The organism is Terriglobales bacterium (assembly GCA_035624455.1).
Classification (GTDB): Bacteria; Acidobacteriota; Terriglobia; order Terriglobales; family Acidobacteriaceae; genus DASPRM01.
This window is the reverse complement of record DASPRM010000111.1, coordinates 1-14,020: the sequence shown is the minus strand read 5'-3', so window position 1 is coordinate 14,020 and position 14,020 is coordinate 1. Positions and strand designations below refer to the sequence as shown.

Sequence of the window (14,020 nt, the reverse complement as noted above, 5' to 3'; positions counted from 1 at the left end):
AAGGACCGTGTGGCACTCAATGTGCGTGAATCGGTTTCCTCACGCCACAATCGCAATCATGTCGAGGACGTGCCCGCCAACCACTCGATCACCCCTGATTTGTACTTGTGCCGTTGCGGATTCGCGATCGATACCGTTGGTAAAGATGCGCCAGGCGATTTCCTGCGGGATCGTGGTCTCGGATATCGTGTCGCCTTCAGGCGAGCGAAGCAGGCGCCAGCCAGCTTCTTTGCGATACAGAAACCAGCTCCCCCCGCAGTCTCCCGAGACATTGAACTGTGCTAGGGAACCTGTTCTGGCAGGAATGGCACGGTAGGCGAAAGGCAGAGCGCGCATGAAGCAGTCGAGCACCGGATGGTAATACTGGCGAACCATAATGCCAGGCCTTCCCACAGCCAATCGAATCTGTTGCTGATGGTGCCAGCGCTCGGTGAACTCGCGAGCCGTGTCGAACCAGTTAAGCGATTCACTCTCGCCCGCCCAGCTCACAGCGAATCTGGCGGGCCCCATCGGATCCAGGGACTCGTGATAGCGGCTGCTTTCGCGCGATGCTACCTCCATCAGACTGACCAAGACGGCCGGACTGAGACGGCCAAAGAAGCTGACGCCCTTGCGATTCATCTCGTTCACGAACGCAGCAAGATCAGCAGCGGAACGGATATCAGGAGTCGTTGCGCCCCAGCCATCGCGCACCAGAGATAGCTTGCGTAGAGCGGTGTCCAGCAAGTGCGCGGCCACATCTTTCACCTTCCACCTTGGCGAGACCGTCTGCGTCGCCCACTCCTCCGGCGAGAGCGAACGGAGCAGCTCCAGCAGCTTGGCTTCGAGTGGTGAAAAAAGGTGTGCAGTTAGGATGGGCGGCGGTTGCCTCTGCATGGCGGCATTGTAGCGGACACGGCTTAGCCTGTTGTGATTCCTGTTTTCGGTTTAATCGGGTCTGCGGCTCCTGCGCCCACGACAGTTGTCCATTCGCGGACGTACCAGCGCTTTACCGCTCCGCTGGTAACATAAGGGTCAGCTCTGGCGAAGCTCTCCGCGACTTCGGGCGAGTCGCCCCGGAACAACAGAACAGCGCCATCCACGGGATTGGCCAGCGCACCGCCCAGCACCAGTTCGCCCCGCTCACTCGATTTCCATGCCTTTTCAAGGTGAGCTGCCCGGAACTGTGCCCGCCGGGAAACGTAATCGTCAGCCACTTCGTAAAATAAGAGGTAGTGCATTTGGAGTCGTTTTTCTCCTGTTCGCTCTGAGTTTGGACTTCGGGTTCTGAGTTCGGGTATGGCGATAATCGGTTCGCTCAGATGGCTTCAACCCAAGCGTGCGGATCAGGCTCGCGCCCAGTCATAATGCTGACCAGTTTTTGCCGCACCGCTGGCCCGATTTTGCGTTCTTCGACCGGCGGCAGCAGGAGAGTGTTTCCGCGATATCGAATTCGGCCTACGTGCGAGACGGTAGCGGCGGTTCCTGTCCCGAAGCATTCGCGAAGACAGCCCTGTTCGTGAGACTCCAGCAGTTCATCGATCGAGATCCGCTCTTCCCGGACGGGAATTCCCATATCACGCAGGAGCGTAATCACGCTATCGCGAGTGATGCCAGGGAGGATCGTGCCGGTCAGGGGTGGCGTTATGACTTCTTCGCCCACGAGGAAGAACACATTCATAACGCCGCATTCTTCCACGAAGCGATGCTCCTGCGCGTCCAGCCACAAAACGGCGTGGCATCCGGCTTCGCGAGCTTCCTGATCGGCCAGGAGCGCGGCAGCGTAGTTCCCGGCCGGCTTCACGTCCCCGGTGCCTCCCGGAAAGGCCCGGACGTAGTGTTCGCTCACCAACACGTCCACTGGCACGGAGAAATACGCCCCGAAAGGAGAGGTGAAAATGATGAACTGGTATTTATCGGCCGGTTTTACTCGGAGCGAGGGGTCACTGGAAAAGAGAACTGGCCGGATGTACAGAGCACCCTTATCGGCTGGAGGAATCCATGCCTGATCCAGGCGGATCAACTCGTGAAGGCCATCTAGGAACAAGTCCTCCGGCACCTGAGCCATCGCTAGCCGAGCTGCCGAGCCCTGGAAACGCCGTGCATTGTCACGCGGACGAAACAGAAGTGGATGGCCATCAGCCGACTTGTGCGCCTTCATGCCTTCGAAAACCGAGATCCCATAGTGCAGCGAGCTAGAGGTGGGAGAGAGCGGGATCGGACCAAAGGGTCGAATGATACCTTCGCTCCAGCGACCGTCCTGATACTCAGCGGTAAACATGTGGTCGCTGAATACGCTGCCGAAGGGGATATTCGTGAAGTCGACTTCCTTGACCCCGGAGTTGGTTACGCATTCAACACGAATGCGAGCCGCAATCGCGTCTTTGCCAGGCATCGGAAAACCTCGTGTGGGAATTTCTCTAGTGTAATTGCAGAACCTCAAGGCGCGCTGGGAAAAGGCTCTAGCGAGGGGCAAAAGCAGCGCGCACTTGCGGCTGCATCAGATACCAGATCACCAATCCGTCGATAGCCATGCGGACCAGGCGGGGCAGCAGAAATACCGCCATGTGCGGAAACAGCAATCGCGGAATCGAAAACAAAAGATGGATAGCAAACAGTACGATCTCAACGACTCGCGCCCACTCCTGCAGGTTCCAGAGTCCATAGCCGACAAAAGCTTCCACAGCAGCAAAGAAGAGAAAAAGGATTCCGGCAAAAGTGCCGATAGCGGTAAAGAGTTCGGCGGGCATTCCCATGGCGCCAATCGCTCCAAGAAATCGGAAGCCAACAAAAAAACCCAGGGCGAGAATGACGAGACCGCAGGCGAACATCCAATTGATAATGGCAAGCAGCGTTACGCCAGCCGGACGAGGCATGGGCTCTTCCTCCGCGAAGCAACGCAATGGCTTCCGCATGCTAATGGCAGCAGCTCGAAACATGCAACATTCAGTTTCTCCATCGTGCAGAGCAACGCGCAGCCCCGTATAATCAGGGGATTCCGAGCCATGCCCGTCTCTTTAGACGAGATCGTTAGCGCCGTTCGCGCGCGTGTAGCCGAGGCTACGAAGAATACCGACCTCAAGGCACTGGAGCGCGACGCGGCCAACCATACGCCGCGAGGTTTCGCGAAAGCCTTGCGGACCGCGGCTGCGGCCGGTCCAGCCGTGATTGCGGAGTTGAAGAAGGCTTCACCGTCGCGCGGCATGATACGGGCCAGTTTCCATGCTGCGGGACTTGCCAGCGAGCTGTTCGAGAGCGGTGCGTCTGCACTCTCTGTGCTGACGGAGGAGCAGTTTTTTCAGGGTTCCCTTGACTACCTGCGGGAAGCCTCTGCGGCGATGCCACTGCCATGCCTGCGCAAGGATTTTATCGTCGACGAATTTCAGATTCTGGAAGCCCGGGCCAATCACGCGGATGCGATCTTGCTGATCATAGCGGCGTTGACGCTGGAGCAGCTAGGCCATCTGGGAGCGCAGGCTCGAAGTCTGGGATTAGATGTGCTCTGCGAAATCCATGATGAACGCGAGTTAACAATTGCGCTGGACAATGGATTTGAAATATTGGGTGTTAACAGCCGGGATTTGCGAACCTTTACGGTCGATCTGAATGCAGCCCTGCGACTCGGTACGAAGCTGCCAGAGCGAGTGTTGCGCGTGGCAGAAAGCGGCATTCACAGCGCCAATGACCTGCTCACACTTCAGGCGGCAGGTTATCAGGCGTTTCTCATTGGCGAATCCCTGATGGCGGCTGACCGTCCCGGGCAGGAGCTCGCGAACCTGTTACGGGAAACCAAGCGTGCTGCACGCAAGGTGGTGGTGCACTAAGCGTGATGACCTGGGTGAAGATTTGCGGAACTACGAACCTCGAAGACGCGCGGCTGGCGGTCGAAGCTGGCGCGGATGCAGTGGGGTTCGTGTTTGCGGCAAGCCCGCGTCGTGTAACCCCGGAGCAGGTCCGCGAAATCGTGCAGCAACTGCCCGATACCCTGGAGAAGGTGGGAGTATTCGTGAATGAGAGAGCGGAACGCATCCGCACCATCATGAAAGGCACCGGCTTGACCTCTATCCAACTCAGCGGGGAGGAGCCTGAACCGCTATTGGCGGAGATTAACTCTATGCACACGACGAAAGGCCAGAAGCCGAAGCTCTATCGTGTGATCCATCTTCCCGAGAAGTTCGAAGCTGGACTGCAGGTCGGGTTCAGATGGCCTGACGGAGATGCCAAGCCGGACGCGCTGCTGTTGGATTGCGGGCAAGAAGGAAAGTGGGGTGGGGCAGGTAAGAAATTTGATTGGGAATCCGCCGTGCCTCTGGTCGAAGCGATGCAATGCGTGCTACCAGTGATCGTTGCCGGCGGGCTTCGTCCGGATAATGTAGATGAGGCGATTCGCCTGCTGGCGCCGTATGGCGTAGATATCGCTTCCGGTGTCGAAAGCAGCCCCGGCAAGAAAGACCCCGCGAAGGTGCGTGCTTTTGTGTCGGCAGCCCGCGGCCGAGCAACAGGAAATTAATGATGCCGGCAACCCCGAGCCAATCCGTCAGCGCAAAGCCAGGGCGCTTCGGTCCGTACGGAGGCCGATATGTGCCTGAGACTCTGGTTGCTGCCCTGGAAGAGTTGGAACGCGCCTACGAGCAAGCCAGGCAAGATCCGGAGTTCCAGCGTGAACTGGATTTGCTTCTGCGGCAATTCGCGGGACGGCCTACGCCGCTGTTTTTTGCGGAGCGGCTCACGGAAAAACTTGGAGGCGCCAAAATCTATCTGAAGCGCGAAGACCTGCTGCACACTGGCGCGCACAAAATCAACAATTGCCTGGGACAGGCGCTGCTGGTCAAGCGGATGGGCAAGCATCGTGTGATTGCCGAAACCGGCGCCGGTCAGCACGGAGTGGCAACAGCAACGGTATGCGCACTATTTGGCTTTGACTGCGTGGTCTACATGGGTACGGAGGACATGCGGCGCCAGGAGTTGAATGTCTTCCGTATGCGATTGCTGGGAGCCGAAGTCCGCGGCGTGGAATCGGGCTCACGCACGTTGAAAGACGCTATCAACGAGGCCATGCGCGACTGGGTGACGAATGTGCGAACCACGCATTACCTGCTGGGCAGCGTGTTGGGGGCACATCCTTATCCCACCATGGTGCGCGACTTCCATCGCGTAATCGGAAGGGAAACACGCTGGCAGATTACCAAGGCAGAAGGACGGCTGCCGGACATGATCCTCGCCTGTGTCGGCGGCGGCTCGAACGCCATCGGCATCTTTCACGAATTCATTCCGCAGACACAGGTCGGGCTCGTGGGGGTGGAAGCCGGCGGGCGAAGCAGCGAACTCGGCCAGCACGCCGCGCGGTTTCAGGGCGGCTCGCCCGGCGTTCTGCAAGGGACTTATTCCTACGTGCTGCAGGATGAAGCCGGACAGATCGCGAATACGCACTCGGTTTCGGCAGGCTTGGACTATCCGGCCATCGGCCCCGAGCATGGATGGCTACGAGACATGGGCCGCGCGGAATACGTATCGGCATCCGATAGCGAGGCGCTCGAGGCCTGCAAGCTGCTGGCGCGCACCGAAGGTATCATTCCGGCGCTCGAGTCAGCCCACGCCGTAGCCGAATGTGTCCGGCGCGCCCCGAACATGAAGCCATACGAAATCATCATCGTGAATGTCTCCGGACGCGGGGATAAAGACATAGGGATTTTGCGCGAAAACATCCGCTTCTAGATGGCTGTTGCTGCTTTGGTCTGGGTTGAGGGGCATGGCGCTGGAATTTCATCGCAAACCGGGACTGGTGGCGTATTTGACTTGCGGAGACCCCGATTTGGAGACTTCGCAGGAGGTAGCACTGGCGGCGATCGCCGCGGGCGCGGATGTGGTCGAGCTGGGTGTGCCCTTCAGCGATCCGGTGGCGGATGGACCGGTGATCCAGCGAGCCAGCGAGCGCGCCTTGCGCCGCGGAACGTCGCTCGCGGATGTGTTGAAGCTAGCGCAGCGCCTTCGCCGGCAATCCAACGCGGGATTGATTGTGTTTTCCTATTTCAATCCCATCCTGTGCTACGGGCAGGACCGTTTTGCTGGGGAGGCCGCGCGAGCTGGCGTCGATGGCGCGCTGGTCACCGATCTTCCGGTCGAGGAAGCTGACGAATATTTGCGCACAATGCGGGCTAGGGAATTGCACACCGTCTTCCTCGCAGCGCCCACGAGCACGGATGAGCGGCTGCGCGCCATTGCTGAGGTGGCGTCGGGATTTGTGTATGCAGTCTCCCGAACCGGGGTGACCGGAACGCGCCAGGAGTTGGCTGGCGATGCTCGCCGTTTGGTCGAACGGCTGCGTCGTTATACGAATTTGCCTATAGCGGTAGGCTTCGGCATTTCCAACCCGCAGCAATTCGCCGAAGTTGGCGAGTTCGCGGACGCCGCGGTGGTCGGCAGCGGAATCGTGCAGGTGATGGAAGCCGCCGGTTCTGGGACCAAAGCGGCGGAAGCGGTGGCGGGATTTATTCGCGAGCTGCGAGCGGGTGCCGGGGATTCACGGGTGATTTCTGCGGTGCGTTAGGGGCGCGAATCGAAGTGCTTGCGTCCCCACAAGTAGAGGGCGGATTCGTTATCAATTATGTTGTGCCGTCTAAATCGGTAGTGCTAAAAGCTAGGTAACCCGACCGTCATGGATATCGCGGACTGGCGCAAGAGAATCGACGAGATCGATTTGCAGCTGGTAGAGCTGATCGGCGAACGCGCGCGCGCCGCGCGGGAAATCGGCAAGCTGAAGCAGAATACGAATCTGCCAATCTATGAGCCGGACCGGGAGAAGGAAGTGTTTGACAACGTTGCCAGTGCGAACAAAGGGCCGCTGCCGAACCCCGATCTGCTTCGGATTTTTGAACGCCTGATGGACGTGATGCGCAAATTTCAGAGAGACGATGTCACCGCTCCAGGGGGCGGGGACACGGAAATCGAAGCCGAGACCAACGATTGAGAGCGACTTGGCTGCCTCAACATTCGAGGAACTGAACCAATATGATCGTTGCCATGCAACCCGGGTCGTCGGAAGAGCAGATCCAGCGCATCATCGAGCACCTGGTGGGCATGGGATTCGAGGTGCATCGCAGCACCGGGGCACAGCAGACGGTGCTGGGTGCGGTGGGCAAGCTGATCGATTTCGACGTTCGAGAAATCGAAGTTCTCGACGGCGTGCAGCAGGTTCACCGAATATCCGCGCCGTACAAATTGGTGGCGCGAAATTTCCGGCCGGAGGGGACACAGGTCAAGCTGCGAAACGGGCTCGCCATCGGCGGGGAAAAAGTCGTGGTGATGGCCGGGCCTTGCTCGGTGGAGTCGCGCGAACAGCTGTTCACCACCGCGGAGTTGGTAGCGAAGGCCGGGGCCCGGGTATTGCGGGGCGGGGCCTTCAAGCCGCGCTCGTCGCCCTACTCGTTCCAGGGTCTTGGAGAAGAGGGTCTCAAGCTGCTGCGGGAGGTGGCCGACAATTTCGGGCTGCTGATAATCAGCGAAGTGATGGAGATATCACAGATCGCGCTGATGATGCCCTACGTCGATATTCTTCAGGTGGGCGCCCGCAACATGCAGAACTTCAATCTGCTGCGGGAACTCGGTAAAGTTCGGAAGCCGGTGCTGCTGAAACGAGGAATCGCCGCTACTATCGAGGAGATGCTGCTTTCCGCCGAGTACATCATGGCAGGTGGCAATTATGACGTGATCCTGTGTGAGCGCGGCATTCGCACCTTTGAGACTTACACGCGCAACACCATGGATATATCTGCCATCCCGATTTCCAAGAAGCTGTCGCACTTGCCGATCACGGCGGATCCTTCGCACGGCACCGGGCGGCGCGACAAAGTGGCGCCGATGGCGCGCGCAGCGGTAGCTGCTGGAGCCGACGCCTTGCTGATTGAAGTTCACCATAATCCTGAGAAGGCGCTCTCCGATGGGCCGCAGTCGCTGTTTCCGGAGCAATTCGAGAAGTTGATGGGAGAGTTGCGCATGATCGCGGCGGCTGTGGGGCGCAGCATCGCATAGCGGATCAGAAGACAGTCGCAATTGCAATCTTGGCGATCCAGCAAATCACGATTATTGGTACCGGCCTCATCGGAGGCTCGCTGGCACTGGCACTCAAAAAGTGCGGCTTCCGCGGACGAATCGTGGGCTGCGATCGCGAGGCGGTGCTGGAGCAGGCGAAAGTGCGAGGAATGATTGATGCGGGAGAAACGAACGCTGGGGCTGCTGTTCGGGGCAGCGATGTGGTGGTTCTGGCGACGCCGGTGGGCAGCATTATTGATCTGATCGAGAAGATCGGCCCGCTTCTGCCGCGGTCGACCTTGCTAAGCGATGTGGGCAGCACGAAAGCGGAGATTGTGGCGCGGGCGCGTGATGTTTTTGGCAGTGAGGTTAAGAACAGATTCCTTGCTGGTCATCCCATGGCAGGCAAGGAGCACAGCGGCGTGGAGGTCGCAGACGCAGCTCTTTTCCAGGACGCGGTCTGGATATTTGCTCCCTTTGAAGGGCAGGAAATTCGGAGTGGGATTTGCGGCGAGTATGCCAGCCTAATCGAGGGCACAGGTGCGCGCTTGCTGCTGCTTGATGCGGCACGACACGATGAGCTCTGTGCCTGGCTGAGCCATCTGCCGCAGATGGTCTCGACGGGGCTCGCGTCTACATTGCTTGAAGTGCTCGGTGATTATCCCGAAGCTAGCGCTATCGGAGGGCGCGCGTTACGCGAGATGACGCGCATCGCACAGAGCCCATATTCGATGTGGCGCGACATCGCGCTTACGAACACAGAACATATCCAGCAGGCGCTGTTGCGGCTGGAGCAGCGGCTGGCGCACATCCGCGAGAACCTGCGCAGCGCTGAGTTGCGGGAAGAGTTCGAGCGGGGGAACCGATTTCGGAGGGAGTGAGGCAAGGAGTTAGTCGCCATGATTCCATCGCTCAGGTTGACACTTCTCCTGCTCCTTCTCCTTCCAACCAATGCTCCGTTGCTTGCGTTGAGGGTGAGCGGGGCTCAGTCACAGAGTTCTCTTTCAAGCGAGACATCATCGGAAGAAATACCCCGAAACTCCATTCCTCAGAAAAGCGCCTTGTCGCGGTCAACCGCAGTTCCATCAGGAATTGGCAAGCTCTTTTGAGCAAGGGCGACTTCCTCTGGCTTCACAAATTACGGGAACTTGGGTGGAAATCGGCGAGGTATATAACGATCCCTCATCTCAAAACAGTCTGAATTGTTCAGGCGTCAAGCGGGCGAGCAAATTCGAATTCGTGCTGGTCGCAGTCGGGTACTCGGTCGAGTTGCACGCAATAGGAATGACGTATCCCCAGAAGGTGATGATGAGGCCGGATCATAAGGGGAGTGTGGAATTTCCAGTCGATTTTGGGGCCGACGAGGGCCCTGAGACTTATCGGTGTCGACTGACGACGCGTGGTACGCTCGCATGCCTCGTGGACGCATACAGGGGCTCAGAGTTCAAGAGGATGAAGGTGGATGCAGGACAGCTCTACGAAGTCAGCGGGGTCAATTGACGCCAAGCGGCACGGCCTCAACTGCGCCATTCAACTTCCTCGTACTTCCCGCAGCCCTCAATTGCCCAAAGCAGCCTGATATACAATCTCCTGTTCGCCATGGCGCCTCCTGTCCTCATTGTTCCCGGCCTGAACAACTCCGGTCCTGGGCACTGGCAATCTCTCTGGGAAAACAAATATCCGAATTTTCGGCGCGTCGAGCAGGAGAACTGGGATTTCCCCATTTGTGAGGAATGGGTGAAGCGGCTCGATTTCCATATCAGTGAGGCGAAAACGGCGCCGCTCGTGATCGCGCACAGCCTGGGCTGCCTGACCGTCGCTCACTGGGCCAAGCAGTACACGCGACAATTGCATGGTGCGTTGCTGGTTGCGCCTCCCGATCTGGAGAATATGGGCGAAAGGGCCGAATCGGACTTCTTGCCTGTGCCGAGGCAACGCTTGCCGTTCCCCAGCCTGCTCGTGGCCAGCGAAAACGATCCCTGGAGCACTCTGGAACGCAGCCGGTCGCTGGCGGAGGCATGGGGAAGCCGTTTCGTGAATGCTGGTCCGGCGGGCCATATCAATGCCGATGCCGGGTTTGGTCCGTGGCCGCTGGGAGAACATTTGTTGGCGGAGATGCGAGGCTTCGCGGCTCCCGATGTGCCTGCGCCGAAGACAAAGGGACTAGAAGCTATCTCATAATGAACCGAATGAGTAAGCCGGGTGTTCCCCCAAGGGCTAAAGCCCTCATATTTCCGAGCCTCGTCGGGACGGCTGAAGCCGTGCCCTTTCAAAACCGATTTGTGAGACGGCGTCTATGAATAAAGTTGTGGCCAATGCCGACGAAGCGGTATGCGATATCCAGGATGGAGCGACCCTCATGGTAGGGGGCTTCGGCCTTTGCGGTATCCCAGAAAGTCTGATCGAAGCCCTGCACCGCAAAGGCGTCCGCAATCTCACCACGATCAGCAACAACGCCGGAGTGGATGATTTCGGCCTGGGTGTCATGCTGCAAAGTGGGCAGATCCGCAAACACATCGGCAGTTACGTGGGTGAGAACAAGATGTTTGAGCAGATGGTTCTCTCCGGGAAGCTGGATTTAGAGCTCAATCCGCAGGGGACCCTGGCGGAGCGCATTCGTGCCGGCGGCGCGGGCATCCCTGCCTTCTTCACGCCTACGGGTTATGGAACGATCGTAGCCGAGGGCAAGGAGACGCGTGAGTTCGATGGACGCCACTACGTGATGGAGCGAGCGCTAACCGCGGATTTTGCGCTCATCCGCGCATGGAAAGGCGATACCTGGGGCAATCTGGTCTATCGCAAGACGGCGCGCAACTTCAATCCCATGATGGCGGCCGCTGCGAGGATCACCATAGCCGAAGTTGAGCACCTGGTCGAGGTGGGAGAGATTTCTCCGGACGAGGTGCACACTCCCAGCATCTACGTGCAGCGGATTTTTCAGGTGACGCGGTCGGAGAAGCGGATTGAGAGGCGTACAGTGCGCAAGATCGGACCTATCATTGGAGCATGAGCATGCCAGCGCCGGACAGCACGATTGAGGAAGTTCGTGCCAGCGTGCTGAAGTACATTCGTATGTACGAGGAAGGCAATCTCACGCTGTCCGATCTCGCATCCGAATTAGCAGTGATGGCTCCCGCTTACGATCACGCCATGGGCGGCATTGGAGACCATTGGGGTGGGCTGCTGGCGACGGCGTTTCAGTATCGGCAGGAATCGCAGTCGAATCCGATGACGTCGTATGAAGAGTTGGAGCGGGCACTAACTGACTTCCGGCGGACCGAGGCTGCCTGGTGAGGGTTTGTATTGCGTGCGAATGCTGAATATGCGAAGGACCCTGAGGGTGCCCCATCCAAGCCGCTTTCGTCTAGGGTGGGGCAGTTACCGGAATTATGAAATGCCTGGGAGATCAAAGCTAGATGAGTACAGTTTCGAAACCGGTTAAGACTCTGGATATGGTCAAGCGTGAGCGCATTGCCGGGCGCATCGCTCGCGAACTGCGGGACGGCTTCTATGTGAACCTGGGCATCGGACTGCCCACACTGGTCGCCAACATGGTGCCCAAAGGCGTGCAGGTTGTCCTGCAAAGCGAGAACGGCATGCTTGGAGTCGGGCCGTATCCCATCGAGGGCCGGGAAGATCCCGACTTGATTAATGCCGGCAAGGAGACAGTGACCGAAATTCCCGGTACAGCATATTTCTCGAGCGCAGATTCGTTCGCCATGATCCGTGGCGGCCACATCGACCTGAGCGTGCTGGGAGCAATGGAGGTCGATGAGGAAGGCAATATTGCCAATTGGATGATCCCCGGCAAAATGGTGAAGGGCATGGGCGGCGCTATGGACCTGGTGGCCGGCGCCCGACGTGTAGTAGTAGCGATGGAGCACACCACACGCGAAGGCCAGCTGAAAATTCTTCGCAGCTGCACTCTGCCATTGACCGGCGCCAGGGTGGTGGACACGATCGTCACCGAAATGGCCTACATCCGGGTGAGACGGGAGGGTCTGGTGCTGGAAGAGATAGCCCCGGGCATCACGTCAGAAGATGTCCAACGTGCGACTGAGCCCAGACTGATCGTAAGCCCTGATCTGAAAGTTATGGAGATTTGAGAGCGCGGCGGCCGAATTAAATCGCCAGTTCAGGCACCAATGTGAAGCGCAGCTCAGCCTCCAAGAACGTAATCAGCAAGGAATCCAGCCCCGTCTACGAATGGGAACAGACTGTCCGTACCAGGTCGATTCCATTTCAGGTCGAACATCTCTCGCCATCTCTAAGTGTTGTGGAATGGGTGCCGACCGCCTATTCCAAAGGCCGCTGTGCATTTCGCTACGTGTTGCCAGGCACTGTAGGAGGAAAATCATCCTAGAGATGTTCCGCGCGGGATATGGTCTTCTCAAAGCGGGTCATGCTGAGCGAAGCGAAGCATCTAAGCAGCCCCGTCCATGGCAGCCTGGGTCGGTCCTTATTCTGTACCTCAAGCCCGGCCTCCTTTCACGCTACAATCCCACCCTGTGCCTATCGAACCGGAGGTTTCCTGTATCTGTAATGTCGGAATCAGCAGACGCCCAATCAACTGCCGAGCGCGCTATTAGCACGCAGGAAGCAGGCTTGCGGCGGCAACTCAGCGCCGGGCAAATGGCGATGGTGGCCGTCGGCGGCTCGATTGGCACCGGCCTGCTGCTGGGATCGGGCGCAGCTATTCAGATGGCGGGGCCGGCGGTCATCCTAACTTACGCGCTCGGCGCCTTCCTCGCCTGGACGGTGATCAACGCGCTAGGCGAGATGGCCAGTGTACATCCGGCGGCGGGATCGTTCGGAGTGTATGCCGATCTCTACCTGAACAACTGGGCTGGATTTGTCGTGCGTTATGGATACTGGCTGTCGCTGGTCGTTGCCATTGGCTCAGAGCTGGTTGCGGCTGCCACTTACACACATTTCTGGTTTCCAGCCCTTCCCACCGTCCTGATGGTGGCGGTCTTCGCCATCGGTCTGCTCGTAGTCAATCTTCGTCCGGTGCACGATTATGGCCGCATCGAGTACTGGTTCTCGATGATCAAGGTCATCACGATCGTGATTTTTGTGCTGCTCGGCGCCAGCCTGCTGCTGACTGGGAAGGTGGCCCCGCAGTACCGTGCTGAGGGTGGTGGGTTCCTGCCTCATGGGCCGGCTTCACCCCTGTTAGCAATCTCGTTTGCCCTTTTCAGCTTTCTCGGAATCGAATTTCTGGCGGTCTCTTCGGGCGAGGCGCGCGCGCAGTCGGAGATTCCGCGCGCTACCAGGTTGGCATTCGCTCTCCTGACGTTCGTATACGTCGGCGCCACCGTGGTGTTGGTCGGTGTGATGCCGTGGCAACAAGCTGGCGTAAGTCAAAGCCCGTTTGTGACCGTCTTCCAGGTGGCTCGACTTCCAGCGGTTTCACAAGTGATGAATTTCGTGGTGCTCACGGCGGCTCTGTCCGGCGCCAACGCCAGCCTCTACGTCGCCGCGAGAATGCTTTTTTCGCTAGCGAGAAGCGGCTACGCTCCCCCACAACTGGGCAGGCTAAGCGCCGCGGGTGAGCCGCGAGCGGCTCTGCTGCTATCCGGCATCGGAATTCTGGTTGCCATGCTGGCAGCCCAATACGCGCCAGAGCGCGCTTATCTCTACATCATCGAGGGATCGCTATTTGGGGGCATGCTGGCGTGGTGCATCTCACTGCTGGCGCACGTGTCGTTCCGCCGGCGGCTCCCGCGTACGCAGGTCGCGGCGCTCCCCATGCGAGCGCCGGGTGGTGCTGCGATGTCCATCATTGGGTTCGTGGGAATTGTGATTGCGATCGCCTCCACCTGGTGGACTCCGCAATCCCGAGTAACGGTGGTCAGCGGCCTGCCGGGACTGCTTATCCTCAGCGTCGGATATCTACTGGTCCGGCGACGCCGACAGCCATGAGGCGCGTCTAGCAGTCCGGCTGCGAAGAGAAATACCCCGCCTAGGCTGCGCTTGAATGGGGCACCCTTAGGATGGGTTTGAACACTGA

Annotated in this window: 16 protein-coding genes; 12 read left to right on the top strand and 4 right to left on the bottom strand. The window is 58.8% G+C overall.

Going from position 1 to position 14,020, the window contains the following annotated elements; translation table 11 throughout:
* Nucleotides 1–39: 39 nt before the first annotated feature.
* The 4 genes from VEG30_12320 to VEG30_12305 form a co-directional block, all read right to left on the bottom strand.
* Nucleotides 40–876 carry a maleylpyruvate isomerase N-terminal domain-containing protein gene (locus tag VEG30_12320; protein HXZ80711.1) on the bottom strand — a complete coding sequence of 279 codons (837 nt, stop codon included), beginning with the start codon at nucleotides 874–876 and terminating at the stop codon, nucleotides 40–42.
* Nucleotides 877–899: 23 nt separating this feature from the next.
* Nucleotides 900–1,220, bottom strand: coding sequence for a YciI-like protein (locus VEG30_12315; protein HXZ80710.1), 321 nt, complete (start codon nucleotides 1,218–1,220; stop codon nucleotides 900–902).
* A gap of 77 nt (nucleotides 1,221–1,297) precedes the next feature.
* On the bottom strand, nucleotides 1,298–2,374 hold the full coding sequence (locus VEG30_12310; protein ID HXZ80709.1) for a branched-chain amino acid aminotransferase: 1,077 nt from the start codon (nucleotides 2,372–2,374) through the stop codon (nucleotides 1,298–1,300).
* 67 nt (nucleotides 2,375–2,441) lie between these two features.
* On the bottom strand, nucleotides 2,442–2,855 hold the full coding sequence (locus VEG30_12305; GenBank protein ID HXZ80708.1) for a DUF2127 domain-containing protein: 414 nt from the start codon (nucleotides 2,853–2,855) through the stop codon (nucleotides 2,442–2,444).
* Between the two features lie 129 nt (nucleotides 2,856–2,984).
* Here VEG30_12305 and trpC point away from each other — a divergent pair, with 129 nt between their 5' ends.
* The 12 genes from trpC to VEG30_12245 all read left to right on the top strand — a co-directional run bounded on the left by trpC (nucleotide 2,985) and on the right by VEG30_12245 (nucleotide 13,932).
* Nucleotides 2,985–3,803: an indole-3-glycerol phosphate synthase TrpC gene (gene trpC, locus VEG30_12300; protein ID HXZ80707.1), complete on the top strand. Its 819-nt coding sequence runs from the start codon at nucleotides 2,985–2,987 to the stop codon at nucleotides 3,801–3,803.
* Between the two features lie 14 nt (nucleotides 3,804–3,817).
* Nucleotides 3,818–4,489 (top strand): phosphoribosylanthranilate isomerase, encoded by a 672-nt coding sequence (locus VEG30_12295; protein HXZ80706.1) that lies wholly within the window; start codon nucleotides 3,818–3,820, stop codon nucleotides 4,487–4,489.
* A gap of 2 nt (nucleotides 4,490–4,491) precedes the next feature.
* Complete coding sequence (trpB, locus tag VEG30_12290) at nucleotides 4,492–5,694, top strand: tryptophan synthase subunit beta (GenBank protein ID HXZ80705.1); 1,203 nt, start codon at nucleotides 4,492–4,494, stop codon at nucleotides 5,692–5,694.
* Between the two features lie 34 nt (nucleotides 5,695–5,728).
* On the top strand, nucleotides 5,729–6,526 hold the full coding sequence (trpA, locus tag VEG30_12285) for a tryptophan synthase subunit alpha (protein ID HXZ80704.1): 798 nt from the start codon (nucleotides 5,729–5,731) through the stop codon (nucleotides 6,524–6,526).
* A 108-nt stretch (nucleotides 6,527–6,634) separates the two neighbouring features.
* The gene (locus VEG30_12280; GenBank protein ID HXZ80703.1) at nucleotides 6,635–6,946 is read left to right on the top strand and encodes a chorismate mutase; all 312 of its coding nucleotides are present in this window, start codon (nucleotides 6,635–6,637) and stop codon (nucleotides 6,944–6,946) included.
* Nucleotides 6,947–6,987: 41 nt separating this feature from the next.
* Nucleotides 6,988–8,007: a 3-deoxy-7-phosphoheptulonate synthase gene (gene aroF, locus VEG30_12275; protein HXZ80702.1), complete on the top strand. Its 1,020-nt coding sequence runs from the start codon at nucleotides 6,988–6,990 to the stop codon at nucleotides 8,005–8,007.
* Nucleotides 8,008–8,036: 29 nt separating this feature from the next.
* The gene (locus tag VEG30_12270) at nucleotides 8,037–8,888 is read left to right on the top strand and encodes a prephenate dehydrogenase/arogenate dehydrogenase family protein (GenBank protein ID HXZ80701.1); all 852 of its coding nucleotides are present in this window, start codon (nucleotides 8,037–8,039) and stop codon (nucleotides 8,886–8,888) included.
* Nucleotides 8,889–9,606: 718 nt separating this feature from the next.
* Nucleotides 9,607–10,188: an alpha/beta hydrolase gene (locus tag VEG30_12265; GenBank protein HXZ80700.1), complete on the top strand. Its 582-nt coding sequence runs from the start codon at nucleotides 9,607–9,609 to the stop codon at nucleotides 10,186–10,188.
* 115 nt (nucleotides 10,189–10,303) lie between these two features.
* Complete coding sequence (locus VEG30_12260; protein ID HXZ80699.1) at nucleotides 10,304–11,017, top strand: CoA transferase subunit A; 714 nt, start codon at nucleotides 10,304–10,306, stop codon at nucleotides 11,015–11,017.
* A gap of 2 nt (nucleotides 11,018–11,019) precedes the next feature.
* Complete coding sequence (locus VEG30_12255) at nucleotides 11,020–11,301, top strand: hypothetical protein (protein ID HXZ80698.1); 282 nt, start codon at nucleotides 11,020–11,022, stop codon at nucleotides 11,299–11,301.
* 122 nt (nucleotides 11,302–11,423) lie between these two features.
* The gene (locus VEG30_12250) at nucleotides 11,424–12,113 is read left to right on the top strand and encodes a CoA transferase subunit B (protein ID HXZ80697.1); all 690 of its coding nucleotides are present in this window, start codon (nucleotides 11,424–11,426) and stop codon (nucleotides 12,111–12,113) included.
* 436 nt (nucleotides 12,114–12,549) lie between these two features.
* Nucleotides 12,550–13,932, top strand: coding sequence for an amino acid permease (locus VEG30_12245; GenBank protein ID HXZ80696.1), 1,383 nt, complete (start codon nucleotides 12,550–12,552; stop codon nucleotides 13,930–13,932).
* Nucleotides 13,933–14,020 lie beyond the last annotated feature (88 nt).